The 17,449-nt window shown below is 66.6% G+C and carries 20 protein-coding genes; 9 read left to right on the top strand and 11 right to left on the bottom strand.

All coding sequences use genetic code 11. The features are described from left to right. The first annotated feature begins 106 nt into the window (after positions 1-106). The gene (locus tag ACFC0O_RS00905; RefSeq protein ID WP_375952513.1) at positions 107-1,279 is read left to right on the top strand and encodes a serine hydrolase domain-containing protein; all 1,173 of its coding nucleotides are present in this window, start codon (positions 107-109) and stop codon (positions 1,277-1,279) included. A 57-nt stretch (positions 1,280-1,336) separates the two neighbouring features. Here ACFC0O_RS00905 and ACFC0O_RS00910 read toward each other — a convergent pair whose 3' ends face one another. After that, positions 1,337-2,611, bottom strand: a complete 1,275-nt coding sequence (locus ACFC0O_RS00910; protein ID WP_375952516.1) for an SPFH domain-containing protein — start codon at positions 2,609-2,611, stop codon at positions 1,337-1,339. After that, the gene (locus tag ACFC0O_RS00915) at positions 2,612-3,043 is read right to left on the bottom strand and encodes an NfeD family protein (RefSeq protein WP_364635052.1); all 432 of its coding nucleotides are present in this window, start codon (positions 3,041-3,043) and stop codon (positions 2,612-2,614) included. A 129-nt stretch (positions 3,044-3,172) separates the two neighbouring features. Between ACFC0O_RS00915 and ACFC0O_RS00920 the strand changes: the two genes are divergently transcribed. After that, a complete protein-coding gene (locus tag ACFC0O_RS00920; protein WP_375952519.1) occupies positions 3,173-4,000 on the top strand; it encodes a DUF3097 domain-containing protein in 828 nt (275 codons plus the stop codon). A gap of 2 nt (positions 4,001-4,002) precedes the next feature. Here ACFC0O_RS00920 and ACFC0O_RS00925 read toward each other — a convergent pair whose 3' ends face one another. Both ACFC0O_RS00925 and ACFC0O_RS00930 read right to left on the bottom strand, forming a co-directional pair. Further along, on the bottom strand, positions 4,003-4,941 hold the full coding sequence (locus ACFC0O_RS00925; RefSeq protein WP_375952522.1) for a fatty acid desaturase family protein: 939 nt from the start codon (positions 4,939-4,941) through the stop codon (positions 4,003-4,005). Positions 4,942-5,157: 216 nt separating this feature from the next. Continuing rightward, complete coding sequence (locus tag ACFC0O_RS00930) at positions 5,158-5,880, bottom strand: hypothetical protein (RefSeq protein ID WP_375952525.1); 723 nt, start codon at positions 5,878-5,880, stop codon at positions 5,158-5,160. Between the two features lie 122 nt (positions 5,881-6,002). Between ACFC0O_RS00930 and ACFC0O_RS00935 the strand changes: the two genes are divergently transcribed. Next, a complete protein-coding gene (locus ACFC0O_RS00935) occupies positions 6,003-6,812 on the top strand; it encodes a hypothetical protein (protein ID WP_364635060.1) in 810 nt (269 codons plus the stop codon). Between the two features lie 96 nt (positions 6,813-6,908). After that, positions 6,909-7,295: a VOC family protein gene (locus tag ACFC0O_RS00940; protein ID WP_375952528.1), complete on the top strand. Its 387-nt coding sequence runs from the start codon at positions 6,909-6,911 to the stop codon at positions 7,293-7,295. On the opposite strand, the gene ACFC0O_RS00945 is transcribed toward ACFC0O_RS00940, so the two are convergent. Beyond that, a complete protein-coding gene (locus ACFC0O_RS00945) occupies positions 7,292-7,990 on the bottom strand; it encodes a helix-turn-helix domain-containing protein (RefSeq protein ID WP_375952531.1) in 699 nt (232 codons plus the stop codon). The genes ACFC0O_RS00940 and ACFC0O_RS00945 overlap by 4 nt on opposite strands. A gap of 152 nt (positions 7,991-8,142) precedes the next feature. Next, entirely contained in the window at positions 8,143-8,634 is a 492-nt protein-coding gene (locus ACFC0O_RS00950) for a pyridoxamine 5'-phosphate oxidase family protein (protein ID WP_364635072.1), read from the bottom strand. Between the two features lie 70 nt (positions 8,635-8,704). Between ACFC0O_RS00950 and ACFC0O_RS00955 the strand changes: the two genes are divergently transcribed. Then, entirely contained in the window at positions 8,705-9,445 is a 741-nt protein-coding gene (locus ACFC0O_RS00955) for a trypsin-like serine protease (protein ID WP_375952535.1), read from the top strand. Position 9,446: 1 nt separating this feature from the next. On the opposite strand, the gene ACFC0O_RS00960 is transcribed toward ACFC0O_RS00955, so the two are convergent. Both ACFC0O_RS00960 and ACFC0O_RS00965 read right to left on the bottom strand, forming a co-directional pair. Further along, positions 9,447-10,925, bottom strand: a complete 1,479-nt coding sequence (locus ACFC0O_RS00960) for an FAD-binding oxidoreductase (RefSeq protein ID WP_375952537.1) — start codon at positions 10,923-10,925, stop codon at positions 9,447-9,449. A 103-nt stretch (positions 10,926-11,028) separates the two neighbouring features. After that, positions 11,029-11,619, bottom strand: a complete 591-nt coding sequence (locus ACFC0O_RS00965) for a TetR family transcriptional regulator (RefSeq protein ID WP_364635078.1) — start codon at positions 11,617-11,619, stop codon at positions 11,029-11,031. Positions 11,620-11,745: 126 nt separating this feature from the next. Between ACFC0O_RS00965 and ACFC0O_RS00970 the strand changes: the two genes are divergently transcribed. After that, the gene (locus tag ACFC0O_RS00970) at positions 11,746-12,879 is read left to right on the top strand and encodes an acyl-CoA dehydrogenase family protein (RefSeq protein WP_375952540.1); all 1,134 of its coding nucleotides are present in this window, start codon (positions 11,746-11,748) and stop codon (positions 12,877-12,879) included. Positions 12,880-12,935: 56 nt separating this feature from the next. Here ACFC0O_RS00970 and ACFC0O_RS00975 read toward each other — a convergent pair whose 3' ends face one another. Continuing rightward, complete coding sequence (locus ACFC0O_RS00975; protein ID WP_375952543.1) at positions 12,936-14,240, bottom strand: bifunctional o-acetylhomoserine/o-acetylserine sulfhydrylase; 1,305 nt, start codon at positions 14,238-14,240, stop codon at positions 12,936-12,938. 171 nt (positions 14,241-14,411) lie between these two features. Here ACFC0O_RS00975 and ACFC0O_RS00980 point away from each other — a divergent pair, with 171 nt between their 5' ends. From ACFC0O_RS00980 to ACFC0O_RS00990, 3 genes are all read left to right on the top strand, one after another. After that, positions 14,412-14,774 carry a VOC family protein gene (locus tag ACFC0O_RS00980; protein ID WP_375952546.1) on the top strand — a complete coding sequence of 121 codons (363 nt, stop codon included), beginning with the start codon at positions 14,412-14,414 and terminating at the stop codon, positions 14,772-14,774. Positions 14,775-14,831: 57 nt separating this feature from the next. Beyond that, on the top strand, positions 14,832-15,872 hold the full coding sequence (locus ACFC0O_RS00985; RefSeq protein ID WP_375952549.1) for an NAD(P)-dependent alcohol dehydrogenase: 1,041 nt from the start codon (positions 14,832-14,834) through the stop codon (positions 15,870-15,872). 78 nt (positions 15,873-15,950) lie between these two features. After that, complete coding sequence (locus tag ACFC0O_RS00990; RefSeq protein WP_375952552.1) at positions 15,951-16,646, top strand: hypothetical protein; 696 nt, start codon at positions 15,951-15,953, stop codon at positions 16,644-16,646. Here ACFC0O_RS00990 and ACFC0O_RS00995 read toward each other — a convergent pair whose 3' ends face one another. After that, positions 16,647-16,889: a hypothetical protein gene (locus ACFC0O_RS00995; protein WP_375952555.1), complete on the bottom strand. Its 243-nt coding sequence runs from the start codon at positions 16,887-16,889 to the stop codon at positions 16,647-16,649. Positions 16,890-16,935: 46 nt separating this feature from the next. Beyond that, complete coding sequence (locus ACFC0O_RS01000) at positions 16,936-17,448, bottom strand: DUF664 domain-containing protein (RefSeq protein WP_375952558.1); 513 nt, start codon at positions 17,446-17,448, stop codon at positions 16,936-16,938. Between the last annotated feature and the right edge of the window lies 1 nt (position 17,449).

Consider the following 17,449-nt stretch of genomic DNA (forward strand, 5'->3'; position numbering starts at 1 on the left):
GGACCGACTCCGGGAGTTACCGGATAGTCAGGGGTGTGCTCTTTCTCTAGCGTCGAAACCGTCGTGTAAGACATGACTTCGGTGGCGTGTGGAGAGGGGTAACAGCGTGGGTGGCAGTATCTTCCGGCGGCGGGGCGGGTACGCGATTGTCGCGGCCGCGGCGCTGCTCGCCACGGCGGGCTGCGATAGCGGCACGGCGCAGAGTCCGGCCGCACCACCCGCGACGCAGGTCTCCGATGCGCTGACCGCGCTGGTTCGGTCCGGAATGCCCGGTGCGCAGGCGGTGGTGGACGGACCCGACGGACAGCGAACCTTCGCCGCGGGCGCGGGTGATCTGAGCACCGGAGCGCCGTATGCCGAGGGCGCGCATTTCCGAATCGGCAGTGTCACCAAGACTTTCGTCGCCACGGTCGTATTGCAGCTCATCGCGAACCGCACCATCGAACTCGAAGCGCCGATCGAGCGATACCTTCCGGGTGTGGTGCAGGGCAATGGGAATGACGGCAATCGGATCACCGTGCACCAGTTGCTCCAGCACACCAGCGGGCTCGCGGATTTCGCGCCCGAGGATCCCTCGCACAAGCTTCCGCAGCAGCTCGATCAGACCGGTGACGGTAAGGCGTATCGCGATCTCACGCCGCCGGACCTGGTCGCCATCGCGATAACCATGCCGCCGCAGTTCGCACCGGGTGCGCGATTCGAATACACCAATACCAACTATGTGTTGCTGGACATGCTGATCGAGCAGATGACCGGCCGCTCACTCGCGGATGAGATCGGCAGCCGCATTCTCGAACCACTCGGATTGCGCGACACCTATTTTCCGTCGGCGGGTGACACCGAGCTGCGCGATCCCCATCCCCTCGGCTACCGCAAGCTTGACAACACCTGGGTCGATGCCACCGATACCGAGGCCGCCTGGGCGGGAGCCGCCGGTGCGATGATCTCCACCGGAGCCGATCTGAATCGATTCTTCACCGCGCTGGTGTCCGGAAAGCTGCTGCCCGCACCGCAACTCGCGCAAATGCAGCAGACCATCCCGATGGCGCAGTCCACCGCGATGGCCTACGGACTCGGCCTGATCCGGCTGCGGCTGCCCTGCGGCAGCGATGGCAGGGATGTGAAACAGGTTTGGGGGCACGCCGGTGGGATTCCCGGCTTCAGCACCTTTGCGGTCGCCACGCCCAAGGGCACCGCGGCGGCGGTCAGCGTGAATACGCATCAGACCAATGAGCATTTCTCCACGACGCTGACCGCGGTCGCGTGCACGATCGCGTGAGCTGAAACGCCGAAGGTTCGGTGATCGTGATCACCGAACCTTCGGACGGTCTGCGAGCTAGCGGCCCAGCGGGCGTCCGGGCGGCGGGGGCTGCTGCCAGCGCTGATCACCGGGCGGGTCCTGCCGATACTGCTGCTGCGTCGGCGGATCCGGTTGTTTGGCTTCCGGCTGCTGCTGCGGACGTGCAGGCGGCAGTTGTGTTTCCGCGCGCGGTCGAGGCTGCGGCAGTGCGGACGGGTCCGACGGAGTGCGGGCATCGGCCTCGGCGGCGCGGACCGCGCGTTCGGCGGCCGGGTCCGTAGCAGTGCTGAACCAGTCGGCTACCTCGTCGGTGTCGTCCTCGGGGCGTTCGGCGGGTTCGGTGTCCGCGACCGGTTCGTAGCGGAAGGTGCCGTCCTTGCCCTCGGTGGCGAAATTGCGGGCGAAACCCTCCAGCGCCTTGCCGAAATCGCTCGGGACCAGCCACACCTTGTTGGCATCGCCCTTGGCGACCTGCGGCAGGGTCTGCATGTACTGGTAGGCCAGCAGTTCGGGGGTGGGTTTGCCGTTCTTGATGGCGGCGAACACCTTCTCGATGGCCTTGGCCTGGCCCTGCGCCTGCAGGTAGGCGGCCGCGCGCTCACCCTGGGCACGCAGGATGCGGGATTGCCGCTCACCCTCCGCGGACAGGATCGATGCCTGCTTGGAGCCTTCGGCCGACAGGATGGACGCCTGCTTCTGGCCCTCGGCGGTCTTGATCGCGGCCTCGCGCTGACCTTCGGCGGTCAGGATGATGGCGCGCTTCTCACGATCCGCCTTCATCTGCTTCTCCATCGACTCCTGAATCGAGGGCGGCGGATCGATGGCCTTGAGCTCCACGCGCGATACGCGCAGACCCCAGCGGCCGGTGGCCTCGTCCAGCACCCCGCGCAGCTGATGGTTGATCTGATCGCGGGAGGTCAGCGTCTCTTCCAGGGTCATGCCGCCGACCACGTTGCGCAGCGTGGTGATCGTCAATTGCTCAACGGCCGCAATGTAATTGCTGATCTCGTAGACCGCGGCCTGCGGGCTGGTGACCTGGAAGTACACCACCGAATCGATCTGCACGGTCAGGTTGTCCTGGGTGATGACCGGCTGCGGCGGGAACGACACCACCCGCTCGCGCAGATCCACCTTGGCGCGGACCCGGTCCGCGAACGGCACCAGGAATGTCAGCTGACCGGATACGGTGCGCGAATAGCGGCCCAGTCGTTCGATGACGGCGGCCTCGGCCTGCGGCACCAGCGCCACCGACTTGAAGACGACCACCACCACCAATAGGACCAGTACCACGGCGACTATCAGTACAGCCATCTAAGGCCCCTTCCACACGACGACATGAGCGCCGTCGATCCTCATGATGTAGACGGTCGTGCCCTCGGGATAATGCTCCTGCGGATCGAACGCGCGAGCGCTCCACACCTCACCGTCGAGTTTCACCCGGCCGCCATGCTCGTCGACCGCTTCCAGCACACGCGCGGTCTTACCCGGCAGCGCGTCCACACCGGTGGGCGTGGGCGGCGGAGTCGCGTAGCGGCGCAACAGAAGTGGGCGAACCAGAAAAATCAGTGCGATCGCGGCGATACCGAAGACCACCGCGTCCACCACCAGCGGAGCGCCGGTCACACCCGCCACACCCGCTGTGATCACCGCGGCACTGCCCAGCATGAGCAGCGTCAGATCACCCGTGAGCATCTCCGCCGCCGCGAGGAGTAGCCCCGCGACCAGCCAAACGATTGCGGCCACGACAACCACAGTAATCCTTCTCGCGCGGGGCTGCGCAAGATCGCCCGCGCCGGCCCCCGAATCGCTACTCGGATCGAAAACGCGCGTCGGAGCGGGGAGTTTCCCGGCGCACCCGGTACCTTCGATGCGGTGAACGGGCGTGACATCTACAGCGGCGACATCTTCTCCGGGCATGCGCGAACCCGAAAGCGCGAGATACCGAAGGTGATCGCCGAACGCGATCTCGTCGCCGAGGACGCCGCCAGCGGGTTCTGCGGCGCCGTAATCGGATTCGAGCGGACCTATGACGGGGACTTCGTCAAACTCGACGACGGGCGCGGGCGGGTGCGGTTGTTCGCGTTGCGCGAGGCGGCATTTCTGATCGACGGGGAACCCGTCACGCTGGTGCGGCCGACCGCCACCGCGCCCAAACAGCCCACGCGCTCGGCCTCGGGTTCCACTCGTGTCGAAGGCGCTCGCGCCCGGGTGGCCAGGGCCAGTCGCATCTGGGTGGAAGGTGTGCACGACGCGGCGCTGGTCGAACGGGTGTGGGGGCATGACCTGCGCGTCGAGGGCGTGGTGGTCGAACAGCTCGAAGGTTTGGATCATCTCGGCGCGCGGCTCGCCGAATTCCGGCCCGGGCCCGGGAGTCGCGTGGGGGTGCTGGTCGATCACCTGGTCACCGGGTCCAAGGAGACCGGGCTCACCCAGGGGCTCGGACCGCATGTCATGGTGACCGGGCATCCGTATATCGATGTGTGGCAGGCGGTTCGGCCGTCCGTGGTCGGGATCGACGCCTGGCCGGAGGTTCCGCGCGGTGAGGATTGGAAGACCGGCATCTGTCAGCGGCTGCGCTGGGGTACGCCGCAGGAGGGGTGGCGGCGGGTCTACAACGCGGTCAATTCCTATCGCGATCTGGAGACGCCGCTCATCGGGGCGGTGGAACGGCTCATCGATTTCGTCACCGAGCCGGAATAGCGTCAGCGGCGAACCGATTGCGGTGCAGTCGAATCGGGTTGGTCCAGCTTGATCGGCCCGCGCAGTTGGCGTGCCGCTGCCGGACCCCAGCCGAGATCGTACTTACCGCCGCTCCGATCGAACTTCTCCCGCAGCTCGTACCAGCGCAGGCCCGGATGACGGTGGTGCACGCCGTGCAGATTGAAGCTGAGCGCGAAGCGTTCCAGGGTGCGGGGCAGGCGCAGATTCAACGCCTCCAGCGGGGCGTCGAGATCGGTGCCGTAGTGATAGGCGTTGTCGGACAGGGAAACAATCATCGCCCGGCCACCCAGCGCTGCCAGCAGCATCCACCCGTGCCTGCCGTAGGCGATGAAGGCGGCAGGGAACAGGATCGCGATCGCCGCCGCATCGGTGCGGAACTGCCCGATAAGTCTCGCCTGCGCGATTCGCTCGAACAGCAACCCCGCCACCGAATCCGGTGCGTCCACGCGCCGGCCGAAGAGCCGAATCGCACGCGCGGGCAATATCGCCAACGGCACCGCGGCGACCTCCAGCACATACAGCCCGCCGAACAGACGCAGGTAGTACCCGGGCGCGAACCGGATCCAACTCGACGTGGCCGGGTCGTAGACCTCGGCGCGTTCCCGCGTGCGACTGAACCGATGATGCAGCAGATGCCCGGTCTTCAACATCGCGAAGGGCGATCCGTACAACACCGCCAACCCGCGCCCGCACAGATCATTTCGCCGCCGATCGGTGAGCAGCGTGCCGTGTATCGCCTCGTGGATCAGTGACCAGAACGGCGTGGTCCCCAGCACCCCCGCGACCAGCACCCACCCCCACCGCGCATCATGCGGTAGCAGCGTCAACGGCAGCACCACCATCTGGAAGACCCCGAAAGCGAACGCGCTCCCGACCAACCACCCGTTGATCGCCCGCGCAGGCGAAACCCGCGATCCCACGACCCGTTCCCGAGTACGCACACCGGCCATTGCCCCGCCCTCGTTCTACTCCGAAGCGCCTTCCCGTTCATCGTGCCACCACCGCAAAACATCGGCAGACCTCGAAATATGCTGTAGACCAACAGCACTCGATCCCGTCACCAAATGGCGAACCCCCGTTCACCTGGGGGCGTCGGAACGGGTCGATCGAGCCATCGGAGTGCGCGCCGACGGCGCTCAGTCGACGTTGAAGTCGAGATTCACCGGGCGGTCGGGGAATTCGTCGTCGTTGAGGAGTTCGGTGGCGGTGGCGGCGATATCGGGGCCTACGGGTTCGAGGTCCATATCGCTGAGGCGGGCCTCGCCGGAGCCTTCCAGGAGTAGGCCGAAGGCTATGTACTGGGCGGTGTCGGGGACGTCGGTCACCACGTGGTGCTGGGTCCAGCGGGTGGTGCCGCGAATGCGGCGATCCTCCATATTGTCGAAGCGGAGGATTTCGCCCTTGCCGCCGTTGACTCGGATCCACAGGGCGACAGCGGAAGTGGCGGGCGCGGCGGTTTTGACGTAGGCGGACAGGCGAATGCGTTTGCCTCGGTACTGTTCGGCCTTGATCATCTGCATCAGGGTGCCGAAGCCGGTGGCGTCGGGGCGGGAGCGGACATAACCGGCGGGGCTGTGCCGACCGCGCACCGTGCGGTCGATGCCGATTTCGTATTTGCCCGGATCACTTTCGCTCAGTACCCATCCCGTGAGGAGCTTGCCCTCCGAGGACGCGAAACCGGGCAGCGCCTTGGCTTCCAGGAACGTCTTGGTGGTCTCGATGCGCACGCGTTGCGTCTCCGCCACCAGTTTGCGGGTTTCGGCGGCGCTGCGCTCGCGCGTGGTGAGGTAGGTGGCCAGGGCTACGCACAATCCTCCGAAGAGGGAGGCGACCAAGCCGAGCACTATGGAACCGTTCATCTCCCCGGCCTTCGATCGTCGAACATCGCTGCCCATTGTCCCGAAGGCGGGCGAATCGTGCCGTCGAACGGTTGATCGATTTCCCCCCTGAACCATAGTTCCCGGCCAGTTATCCTCTAAGGATGAGTACCCCGAGCGCGACGCTGACGGTCTGGGCAGGCTCTTGGCTTGCCGGCCGCAGCGCCCCTGACGATGTGCTGGATGCACTGCGCGCCTGGGCGCCCCGCCAAACCGTTGCCGCCGGGGACCCCGTCACCGGCGGCCACACCGGATTACCGTGGGCCGCCGACGAGTCCTCCGAGCCCGCGGGCGCCGGGATCATGGTGCTGCTCAAACTGATTCGCGAGGCATCGACCGGTCCGCAGGCCCAGGTGCGCCTGGTACTCCCCGTCCCCGGCGATGTGCGCGGTGTCCCGGTCGGCACCGAATTCGCCGCCGCCGCAACCGAAGCGGGCGAGGGCCTGTTCGTCGGCGCGCCCGGCAGCGACGGCACCGGCCTGGTCCCGATCTGGACCGACGACGACACGTTGCAGTGGCGCGTCTACTCGACGCCCATCCCCTACGCCATCGAACCCGATATGCCCCTCGGCGAAGCCGAATACGCCATGCGCCAAGCCGTCCGCGACGCCGCCGACGCCCTCCAGCAACTGCACACCACCACCGTCGACTCCAACGGCCCCAGCCCCCGAGACCTCATCGAAGACGAACTGGCCGCCCTCTCCCAACACCAATACCCCGACTCCCTCCCCCTGCGCGCCCGCCGCATCCTCGACACCGCCGACCAGGTAGCCGCCATCCTCACCGTCGCCGAACGAGCCCCCGCCTCCGCCCCCACCTCAGCCACGGCCATAGCCGCCCAGGAAACCCTCCTCCGCCCCCTCTGGAACGCCATCCGCTCCGCCCGCCTAGCCGCAGTCCACGCCCGCGACTAGGTACGAACGCGGTCCTGCGGACGCTCGGCGGGGGCGGACATGCCGGTGTCCGATTTGTTCAAGACGGGGTGGGGTGGGCGGGCTTACGGTTCGGGTATGACTTTTCAGATTGATGTTGTGGGAATTGTTGTTGCGGATATGGGGGCTGCCGTGGGGTTTTATCGGCGGCTCGGGGTGGGGTTCGGGGAGGGGGCCGAAGGGGAGCCGCATGTGGAGGCCGCGCTCGGGGGTGGGGTGCGGTTGGCGTTGGATACCGAGGGGACGATTCTTTCGTTTCATCCCGAGTGGAAGGGGGGAACCGGGCGGATGGGGTTGGCTTGCCGGTGTGAAACGGCGGCTGAGGTCGACGCTAAATTCGAGGAATTGGTGGGGGCGGGGTATCGGGGGGAGTTGAAGCCGTTCGATGCGTTTTGGGGGCAGCGGTATGCGACCGTGCTCGATCCGGATGGGAATGGCGTGGATTTGTATGCGGCGCTGGGTTAGCGGGCGAGTAATTCGGTGAGGGGCATTCCCGCGAGATCACGGATTTCGCGGGAGAGGTGGGATTGGTCGGAATAGCCTGTGCGGAAGGCTGTTTCCGCGAGTGGGGTGCCCGCGCGGGCCAGGGCCAGGGCGCGTTGCATGCGCAGGATTCGGGTGAGGGTTTTGGGGCCGTAGCCGAAGGCCGCCAGGGAGAGACGGTGCAGGCGGCGGGGGCCGAGGCCGAGATCGGCGGCGAGGTCCGCGATCGTGGTCGCGCCGGAGCGCAGTTCCGTCACGATACGGGGGACGATCGGGTCGACGGGGATCGTATCGGCGGCTCGCCATTCGGCTATCGCCTCGAGACCGGCGGTCGATGAGGACGCGGATTCCAGGAGTGCCAGGGCGCGACGGGACTGCGCGGGGGTCCACAGGTCGGAGAGATCCGGGCGGCCATCGCAGAGTTCATTGGCGGGGACGCCCAGCAGAGCGGGCGCCGCTCCGGGAGCGAAGCGAATGCCCGCGATTCGGGTGGCAGGGCCTATGGTCGGGTGGTACGCCCGGGTATCCGGGCCCGCCACCGTCAGGCGGCCGTTCATCCAGAGCAGGTCCATGCAGCCGTCCGGGAGAACCGGGGCGGTGGCATCGACGGTGATATCGCGTACCCATACGGTCGCGCCCGGGATGCGTGAGGGACGCTCCCGATAGCCAAGGGGCACACCGCTATCCGGTTCTTCCGGCGAATCGCCAGTTCGCGGGGTATGAGAACCGTTGAAACACACCTTGTTCGGCAGTTCGTGCGTGAATGCAGTTCGCGCACAATTGCACTCACTGCAATCTTGCACGGTCTGCTGTCGCGGTGTCGTGTTCATCAGTGCTTGCGGACGACCCGCTCCGGCTGACCGGGCTTCCATACGGTGACATCCATATGCCCGTCACCGACCTCCACCGAGGACGCGCCCGTCAGATCGGCGGCATAGAAGTGGTCGAAGTCGCGCCCACGTAGATCGAAGCCCGATTCGGCATAGAGTGCCTCGGCCCAGCGCTGATGCAGGGCCGGATCATGCACATCACGCACCGTGCCGAACAGCTTCGCATCACCGTCGGCGACATGGGTGTCGACGGTGGCGGTGTGCAGGCAGAAGCGCGGATCGCGTTCCAAATCCTTGAATTTCGTGGTGTCGGGCATACCGACGAGCCATAGTTCGCCCTCGAAGAGCGCGGGTTCCAGCGGGCTGATGCGCGGGAAGCCATCCGAGCGCAGGGTGGCGAGCATGCACAATTTGCCGGTGGCGGCGTGACGACGGGTGAAGATCTCGGCGATCCGCGGCGCTGCCTCGGCGAACTCATTCCAAGACGTCATACGGCCGACGATACTCAGCCGCACCGACAGCTCACAGCCCACGCGGAGCACGGCTCGGTACAGTGCGGGAGTGTCACTCCCCCGCCGTATCGCGGCATTGACCACGGTGTTCCTCGGGTGCACCACCGCGCTGCCCGCCGGCGCGGTGATCGGCGGCGCGCAGGTCGATACGGGTGCGTATCCCTGGCTGGTCGCGGTGGGCAGTCCGATATTCTTCGATCGGCCGTCCGGCCAGTTCTGCGGCGGCGCACTCATCGCACCGGATCAGGTGCTGACCGCCGCGCACTGTGTGCCGCTGGCGGCACTGCCCCCCGAAGCGCTGACGGTGACCTTCGATCGCGCCGACCTCAGCTCGGGTACGGGATTCACGGTGAGCGTCGTAGCGGTGCGCGTGCATCCGGACTTCCGGCAGGACACCGTCGACGGGGTCGACGTCTACCACCACGACATCGCGATCCTCACCCTGAAACACGCGCAGACGCGGCCGCCCATCCAGATCGCCGCACCTCAGGGCACTTCGGCCACGGTCCTCGGCTGGGGCGCGACCTCGGACGGCGATGCCTCGAACACTCGATTGCGTGCCGCCACCGTACCCATGGTCGATGACGCGGACTGCGCTCGCGCGTATCCGGGCGCGTTCGATGCCCGGGAAATGGTGTGCGCCGGATCAACCCGGGCCGATACCGGCGAATACGACAGCGGCGGGCCACTACTCATCGACGGCAAACTGGTCGGCCTCACCTCATGGGGACGCGGTGCCGCGCAGCCCGGATACCCCGGCGTCTACACGCGACTGCCCGCGCCGTTCTGAATCAGCACTTGGTCACCGACTGGTCGAAGGCGAAAACGTTGTGCGGATCGTACTTCTGGGCGGTCCGCCGCAACCGTGGCGCGTTCCCGCCGTAATAGGCATCCGCCCAGTTCCCCAGATCCTGATCGATGTAGTTGACGTACGCGGTATTGCCGGTGAGATCGCCGAGCGCGTCCCGCACCTCACCCACCCCGGCACGGGCGTCCGGCGTGGTCGCGCCGACATAGATCTGCGCGGTGGCCAGCGCCTCGCGATGCGGGAACGCGGTATCCGCGACGCCGATTCGGCTCGCCGCTCCGCCCAGACTGTCGAGCAGGATGTCCATACCCGTGCGGCCGGTCAGCAGCGCGGTGAGCTTGCCGGGATCCGATAGCGGCCCGGTGAGCACCCGCGAGGACGCCATGAACGATTCACGACCGAGTACCCCCGCGCCATTCCAGGACGGATGGCATTGCTCCGCCGTGTAATTCGCGCAGCCGCCGAAATACATCATCGCGGATAGATAGTCCTTGGATAGCGAGTACCGATTCGACGGCTGACATCCGGTCGCCGCGACCAGTTTATCGACCAGCGTGTTCAAATCGCTCTCGGAGCCGACATAGCAGCCGTTGATGCGACAGGTCGGCGGATTTCCGGCGGACACTCCGAGGGTGGACCAGAATTCGTCCGGCGCGGATTGCGTGAATGACTGCCAGCCACCCATCACCTCGGTGAAAGCACCTGCCGGGAATCGCAATTGAAATACCGCCAACTGCGGAGCCGCCACGGTCCGGAAGGTGAATGAGGTGACGACTCCCAGGTTTCCGCCGCCACCCCCGCGTAGCGCCCAATACAACTCCGGTTCCGATTCCGCGGACGCCGTGCGCAGCACCCCGTCCGCGGTGACCACCTGCGCCGAAAGCAGCGAGTCACAGGTCAATCCGTACTTGCCGGTGAGCACGCCCAGTCCCCCGCCGAGCGTGAGCCCGGCGATCCCGACCGTCGGACACGATCCGCCCGGCAGGCAGCGCCCGGCCCGCGCCAGCCCCGAGTACACATCCATCAGTCGTGCGCCCGCGCCGATCACCGCCGTGCCGTCGGCGGCGACCTGCACCGAATTCATCGGCCCCACATCGGCGATCAGCCCGCCGTCCGGGGTGGAGTAACCCGCATAGCTGTGCCCGCCACTGCGCGCGGCGATCCGCACATCGGATTCGGCGGCGACGGCGACGCACCGCTGTACATCGGAGGCATTCGCACAGCGCGCGATGGCCGCCGGTTTCCGATCATCGAAGCGCGGGTTGTACGCCAGCTTCGCGCTCGCGTAATCCGTATCGGCGGGCAGTATCAACGCGCCCGCCAGCGCCTGCCGCAGGGCATTCCAATCCACCTGTCCGGCAGCCGATTCCGGCATACAGCCGGACAGCGCCCCCAGATCCACGACCGACAACGCTACTCCGAGCGCGGCCGCACGCAGCACAGACCGACGATTCATCGCCATGGCGATGTCCTCCCCCGAGGCCGCGCCCGGCGGTGCGCCGAGCGCTGATTCAGAACGTCCCTACGACCGGTATATCGCGGCCGTCAAGCGTCCCGTTTCGACCTCAGGTCAGTAAATCGTCGGCAATCCGCGCCCATTCGGCGAGAACCTGCTTGCGGCGCAAGCGATCTCGCCCGACCATCTCGTCGAGGGTGGCGCCGCGCACCAGGTTGATGGTCAGCCAGAACGCCGATTCCAGTCGCGCCCTGGGGACTTCGATGCGCGCACCGCACGCGTCGAGCAACTCCACGGTCAGGTCGTGCTGTACGCGCAACATATTGCGCCGCAACTCTTTCTCATTGGCGATGCCGACATACAGTTCGACGGCCGCCTTGCCGAGCTTGCCCGCGAATGGCGCGGTCACCAACTCGACCAGGATCTCCCCCGGCGATGCTCCCGGCGTACGCGCCTTGCGCTGCAACGCTTCCCGCTGCCGCTGCGTCAGATGTTCGATGGTCTGGGCGAACAATTCCTGCCGGGTGTGGAAGTGGTGCAGCTGCGCACCCCGGGTCACGCCCGCCCGCGCGGTGATATCGGCGATCGACGCGCTGGCGTACCCCACCTCGGCGAGGCTGTCGATGGCGGCGTCGAGCAGCAGCGCCCGCGTGCGCAGGCTCTTCTCCTGATGCTTGTTCGGGGGCAGGGCGGATACCACCGCGTCAGTCTAGCCAACCCTCGAAATTGCGTGCTGCCTTGCACGCAATTGGATGCTGGTCGTAATGTGCAGGCTGATGCCGGTGGCGTACGCGCCGCCGTCCGGACCCCTCGGAGAATGGAAGCCATGCCCGTCGACCGCCTGCTCCCCACGCCCGAAGCCCGCGACCTCATCGAGCTGACCCGCGATATCGCGGACAAGGTGCTCGAGCCGATCGCCGCGCAGTACGAGAAGCAGGAGCGGTATCCGGACGAGGCGTTCCGCGCGCTCGGGCAGGCCGGGCTGCTGAGCCTGCCGTACCCGGAGGAGTTCGGCGGTGGCGGGCAGCCGTACGAGGTGTACCTGCAGGTACTCGAGGAGCTGGGCGCGCGCTGGGCGGCGGTCGCGGTCGCGGTGAGCGTGCACAGCCTGTCCTGCCATCCGCTGTTCGTGTACGGCACCGACGAGCAGAAACAGCGCTGGCTCCCGGATATGTTGTCCGGCAATCTGATCGGCGCGTACAGCCTGTCCGAAGCGCATGCCGGTTCCGATGCCGCCGCACTGCGCTGCCGCGCCACCGAAACCGAGGGCGGCTACCGCATCACCGGCAGCAAAGCCTGGATCACCAACGGCGGCAAGGCCGATTACTACACGCTGTTCGCCCGCACCGGCGAAGGCTCCCGCGGCATCTCCAGCTTCCTGGTCCCCGCCGACACCCCCGGTCTGTCCTTCGGCAAGCCCGAGGAGAAGATGGGCCTGCGCGCGGTCCCCACCACCACCGCCGCCTATGACGACGCCTTCCTCCCCGCCGAACGTCTCATCGGCGACCCCGGCCAGGGCCTGTCGATCGCGTTCAGTGCCTTGGATTCCGGCCGCCTCGGCATCGCCGCCGTCGCCACCGGCATCGCCCAGCGCGCCCTCGACGACGCCATCGCCTACGCCAAGGACCGAGAAGCCTTCGGCCGCCCCATCATCGACCACCAGGGCCTGGGCTTCCTCCTGGCCGATATGGCCGCCGCCGTCGACTCCGCCCGCGCCACCTACCTCGACGCCGCCCGCCGCCGCGACGCCGGCCTCCCCTACTCCCGCCAGGCCAGCGTCGCCAAACTCATCGCCACCGACGCCGCCATGAAGGTCACCACCGACGCCGTCCAGGTCTTCGGCGGCTACGGCTACACCCAGGACTTCCCCGTCGAGCGCTACATGCGCGAAGCCAAAATCACCCAGATCTTCGAGGGCACCAATCAGATTCAGCGATTGGTCATCGCCCGCAGCCTGTAGAAAACGACCGCTCGGCACCTCCCCTGTTCGAGGAAGTGCCGAGCGGTGTCGAGGGGTCAGGAGGCGGCGGCGAAGCCCGCGCGGAGGTCGGCGAGGATGTCGTCGATGCCTTCGATGCCCACGGCCAGGCGGATGAGGCCGGGGGTTACGCCTGCTGCGAGCTGTTCCTCCGGGGTCAGCTGGGAGTGGGTGGTGGAGGCGGGGTGGATTACCAGGGAGCGGACGTCGCCGATGTTGGCTACGTGGCTGTGGAGGGTGAGGGCTTCTACGAAGCGTTTGCCCGCGTCGACGCCGCCGGTGAGTTCGAAGCCGATGATGGCGCCTACGCCCTTGGGGGCCAACTGCTTTCCGCGGTCGTACCACGGGGAGGAGGGCAGGCCCGCGTAGGAGACGGTGGTGACTTCGTCTCGGCCGGTGAGGAATTCGGCTACCGCCTGGGCGTTGGCGACGTGGCGCTCGAGGCGCAGGCTGAGGGTTTCCAGGCCCTGGCTGATCAGGAAGGCGTTGAAGGGGGAGATGGAGGAGCCCAGGTCGCGGAGGAGTTGGACGCGGGCTTTGAGGGCGTAGGCGGGTGCGCCGAGGTCGGCGTAGACGACGCCGTGGTAGCTCGGATCGGGTTCGGTGAAGCCGGGGAAACGGCCCGAGCGCCAATCGAACGTGCCGCCGTCGACGATCACACCGCCGATGGCGGTGCCGTGCCCGCCCAGGTATTTGGTGGCCGAGTGCACGACGATATCGGCACCGTGCGCGAACGGCTGGATCAGGTACGGGGTGGCGACGGTATTGTCGACGATGACCGGAATGCCGGAACCGTGCGCGACCTCGGAGATGCCGGGAATGTCGAGAATGTGGTTCTGCGGGTTGGAGATGGTCTCACCGTAGAAAGCCTTGGTATTCGGGCGAATCGCCGCCCGCCACTGTTCGAGGTCGTCGGGATCCTCGACGAAACTCACCTCGATGCCGAGCTTGGGCAGCGTGTACCGGAACAGGTTGTAGGTGCCGCCGTACAGTCGCGGACTCGACACGATGTGATCACCGGCCCCCGCGATATTCAGAATCGCGAAGGTCTCCGCCGCCTGCCCGGAGGCCAGCAGCAGCGCCGCCACACCGCTCTCGAGCGCGGCGACCCGCTGCTCCACCGCGTCCTGCGTCGGATTCATGATGCGGGTGTAGATGTTCCCCGGTTCGGCCAGCCCGAACAGCGCGGCCGCGTGCGCGGTATCGCGGAACGTGTACGAGGTGGTCTGATAGATCGGCAGCGCCCGGGCGCTGGTGGCACCGTCGGGCGTCTGCCCGATATGGACCTGCTTGGTCTCGAAACTCCAGTTGGCGGTCGGATCTTCAGGCAGCTCGGTCGTCATACCCGGTGAAGCTACGACCCCGCCACCTGCGAAGACGACAGTTCCACTCGCCGTGAATACAACACTGTCCGCCCGCGCGTCCGCAACGATGAACACCTCATCCCACCGCCCACCGATGAAATTCCCTCCCCCACCCGGTCCAACCTTCGACACCGTGGACAGGAGCGAACGATGGACCTCTTCACCATCATGTGCGTGCGCGACCGAACCGAGTCCGTCCGCTGGTACGAAATCTTCTTCGGCCGCCCACCCGACCGCACGGTCGGTCTCGAATCTCTCTGGCAGGTCGGCGAGAACGCCTGGATAGTCATCGACGATCGCGAGGTCCGCGCGAAACGAGTCGGCGGTGCGATGGTCACCCTCTCCGTCACCGACCTCGACGTCACCCTCGCCCGCCTGACCGCCCACGACATCCCGCACGGCCTCCTCGAGACCTACGGCAACGGCGTCCGCCACGTCGAAGTCCTGGACCCCGACGGCAACAGCCTCTCCCTCGCCGAACCACCGGCCGCCCCCAACTATGCTCGGGAATAGCGCAACCCTGAACGGATCATCACGCCCGCGGATAGTCACTCGGAAGAGGAGGACCGCATGAAGGCCGTGCAGTACCGAACAGTCGGATCAGCGCCGGAGGTCGTGACCCTGCCCGATCCGGAACCGGGCCCCGGTCAGATCCTGCTGCGGATGACCGCCGCCGGGGTCTGCCACTCCGATATCGCGATCATGAGCCTGCCCGCCGAGGCCATCCAATTCCCGCTCCCGCTGACCCTCGGCCACGAGGGCGCGGGCACCGTGGCCGCGCTCGGCGCGGGCGTCAAGGGTGTCGAGATCGGTGCGGCGATGGCGGTCTACGGCCCCTGGGGTTGCGGTGCGTGCGCCAAATGCGCTGTCGGAAAAGAGAATTACTGTCTGCGAGCCCGGGAGCTGAAGATCTTCCCACCGGGCCTCGGCGCGCCCGGCGCGATCGCCGAATACATGATCGTCGACGATATCCGGCATCTGGTGCCGCTGGGCGACCTCGATCCCGTCCGCAATGTGGCCCTGACCGATGCGGGCCTGACTCCCTATCACGCAATCAAACGCTCCCTGCCCAAGCTGGTGCCGGGCAGTACGACCGTGGTGCTCGGTGCGGGCGGCCTGGGCCATGTGGCGATCCAGCTGTTGCGCGCGATGTCCGCGACCAGGGTGATCGCCCTCGACGTCTCCGACGATAAGCTCGAACTCGCCCGGCAGGTCGGCGCGCACGAGGCGCTCCTATCGGATTCGACTGCGGTAGAACACATTCGAACCCTGACCGAAGGACGCGGCGCGGAATTGGTGCTCGATTTCGTCGGCGCGCCCGCGACCGCCGATATCGCCACCGGCGCCGCCGCGATCGAATCCGACATCACGCTGGTCGGTCTGGGCGCGGGCCGAGTCTCGGTCGGCTTCGGCTCCCTCCCCTATGAGACGACCGTGACCTCCCCGTACTGGGGCACCCGCGCCGAACTCATCGAGGTGCTCGATATAGCCCGCGCCGGTGATGTCGAAGTCCACGTCGAAACCTTCGCCATGGACGACGCCCCACTGGCATATGAGCGCCTGCACGACGGAAAGATCAACGGCCGCGCCGTTATCCTCCCCAATGGCTGACCCGCGCACGACGCATCGGAGACGCCATTCGTTGGGTCGTTGCGCGGCGCGCGCGAATCCCCGGGTGATACTGCTGCGGTGACCAGCAGCTCGGAGAACACCAGTCCCGATGATCAGGTCCCCGCGTGGGCGCGGCGGACGGCCGGGGAATCGCGGTGGCTGGCCACCGCGGCGATGGTCGGGTTCCTGGTGTTGCAGGCCGTTATGCCGGATTGGTTGCGGCTGGGAGAGTGGTGGACGGTGCCGTCCATCGGTTTCGTGCTGCTGTTGATTCTGTTCGCGGCCAGCCCGTTCCGGATCGATCGCGAGGAAGTATGGCTGCGGCGGGTGGGGCTGTGCCTGATGGGGCTGCTCGCGTTCGCCATGGTGTGGGCGGTGGTGAATCTGGTGCGCGGGTTGATCGACGGGCAGGTGAGCAATAACGCGGCCGGGCTGCTCGGTTCGGGGGTGGCGGTGTGGCTGTCGAATTTTCTGGTATTCGCGCTCTGGTATTGGGAATTGGATCGCGGCGGCCCCGCGGCCCGGGCGCACGCACGCAAGCCGTATCCGGATTTCCTGTTCGTGCAGATGCAGAATCCGGAACTGGCGGATCCCGACTGGGAGCCGCAGTTCCTGGATTACCTGTACCTGTCGTTCACCAATGCGACCGCGTTCAGCCCCACCGATGTGATGCCGATGTCGCGATGGGCGAAACTGACCATGATGGTGCAGTCCGGGATCTCACTGATCACCGTGAGCCTGGTCATCGCCCGCGCGGTGAACGTCCTGAAATAGCTAGCGGTTGATCCACATATCGAGCACCACCATGACCACGGCGATCACGACCAGGATCACCGCGAGCGACATGGACTGCCCGATGGTCATGCAGATGCCGGCCGCCAGGAACAGGCTGAGCACCGGCGCCCAGACGAAGTAGTCGGGCGCGCCCAGCGCACGCTTCTTGGTCGCCGTCCCACGGGAATTACCGGCACCGACACCTCGGTCACGCTCTACGCGACCACCATTAGCCCTGTCCACCTGCGACACAATACATTTGACCGGGCCGGTGTGGGCGGTGAGGGTCTCAGCCCCGGCGCAACAGGACACCGCGGACAAACGCGGCCTGGCCGGAGTGCTGAATATCGTCATCGACGACGCTGATGAGCCGCACGCCCAAAGTGACCGGCGGATCCCACCGGGTATCGACAATGCGCGGCAGATCGGCATCGACCAGCCCTGAGACATAGCCGATGGTCTGATCGTGCACGGCGTCGTAATACCCGAGCAGCAACTCCGCCGAGATACCGGACAATTGCGCTACATCGGCGGAATCATGACCGTAACCCGTTGCGGCGTCATCGAAGACGAGATCGAATCGCTTGGCCCACCCCTGCGCGGTCCAGACCTGCTCCAGGCCCGCCACATCGGCGATATGGTCGTCCTGTACCCGGGTGAGATGCCAGATGAGCCAGGCGATGGAATTCGCACCGGCCTCCACCTGCTCGGACAGCTGCGCATCGGTCAAGCCCGCGACCGCGCCGTGCACATTCTCCTTGACCCGGCCGAAGGCGTCGACCAGCAAATCAGCACTTGTCATG

Source organism: Nocardia sp. NPDC056100, from assembly GCF_042266325.1.
In the GTDB taxonomy this organism is placed as follows: Bacteria; Actinomycetota; Actinomycetes; order Mycobacteriales; family Mycobacteriaceae; genus Nocardia.

Excerpts from the sequence above, each read along its gene's own strand:
- ACFC0O_RS00930 (WP_375952525.1), bottom strand. The coding sequence starts at position 5,880 with ATGAACGGTTCCATAGTGCTCGGCTTGGTCGCCTCCCTCTTCGGAGGA.
- ACFC0O_RS00935 (WP_364635060.1), top strand. The coding sequence starts at position 6,003 with ATGAGTACCCCGAGCGCGACGCTGACGGTCTGGGCAGGCTCTTGGCTT.
- ACFC0O_RS00960 (WP_375952537.1), bottom strand. The coding sequence starts at position 10,925 with ATGGCGATGAATCGTCGGTCTGTGCTGCGTGCGGCCGCGCTCGGAGTA.
- ACFC0O_RS00950 (WP_364635072.1), bottom strand. The coding sequence starts at position 8,634 with ATGACGTCTTGGAATGAGTTCGCCGAGGCAGCGCCGCGGATCGCCGAG.
- ACFC0O_RS00985 (WP_375952549.1), top strand. The coding sequence starts at position 14,832 with ATGAAGGCCGTGCAGTACCGAACAGTCGGATCAGCGCCGGAGGTCGTG.
- ACFC0O_RS00970 (WP_375952540.1), top strand. The coding sequence starts at position 11,746 with ATGCCCGTCGACCGCCTGCTCCCCACGCCCGAAGCCCGCGACCTCATC.
- ACFC0O_RS01000 (WP_375952558.1), bottom strand. The coding sequence starts at position 17,448 with ATGACAAGTGCTGATTTGCTGGTCGACGCCTTCGGCCGGGTCAAGGAG.
- ACFC0O_RS00910 (WP_375952516.1), bottom strand. The coding sequence starts at position 2,611 with ATGGCTGTACTGATAGTCGCCGTGGTACTGGTCCTATTGGTGGTGGTG.
- ACFC0O_RS00980 (WP_375952546.1), top strand. The coding sequence starts at position 14,412 with ATGGACCTCTTCACCATCATGTGCGTGCGCGACCGAACCGAGTCCGTC.
- ACFC0O_RS00940 (WP_375952528.1), top strand. The coding sequence starts at position 6,909 with ATGACTTTTCAGATTGATGTTGTGGGAATTGTTGTTGCGGATATGGGG.
- ACFC0O_RS00975 (WP_375952543.1), bottom strand. The coding sequence starts at position 14,240 with ATGACGACCGAGCTGCCTGAAGATCCGACCGCCAACTGGAGTTTCGAG.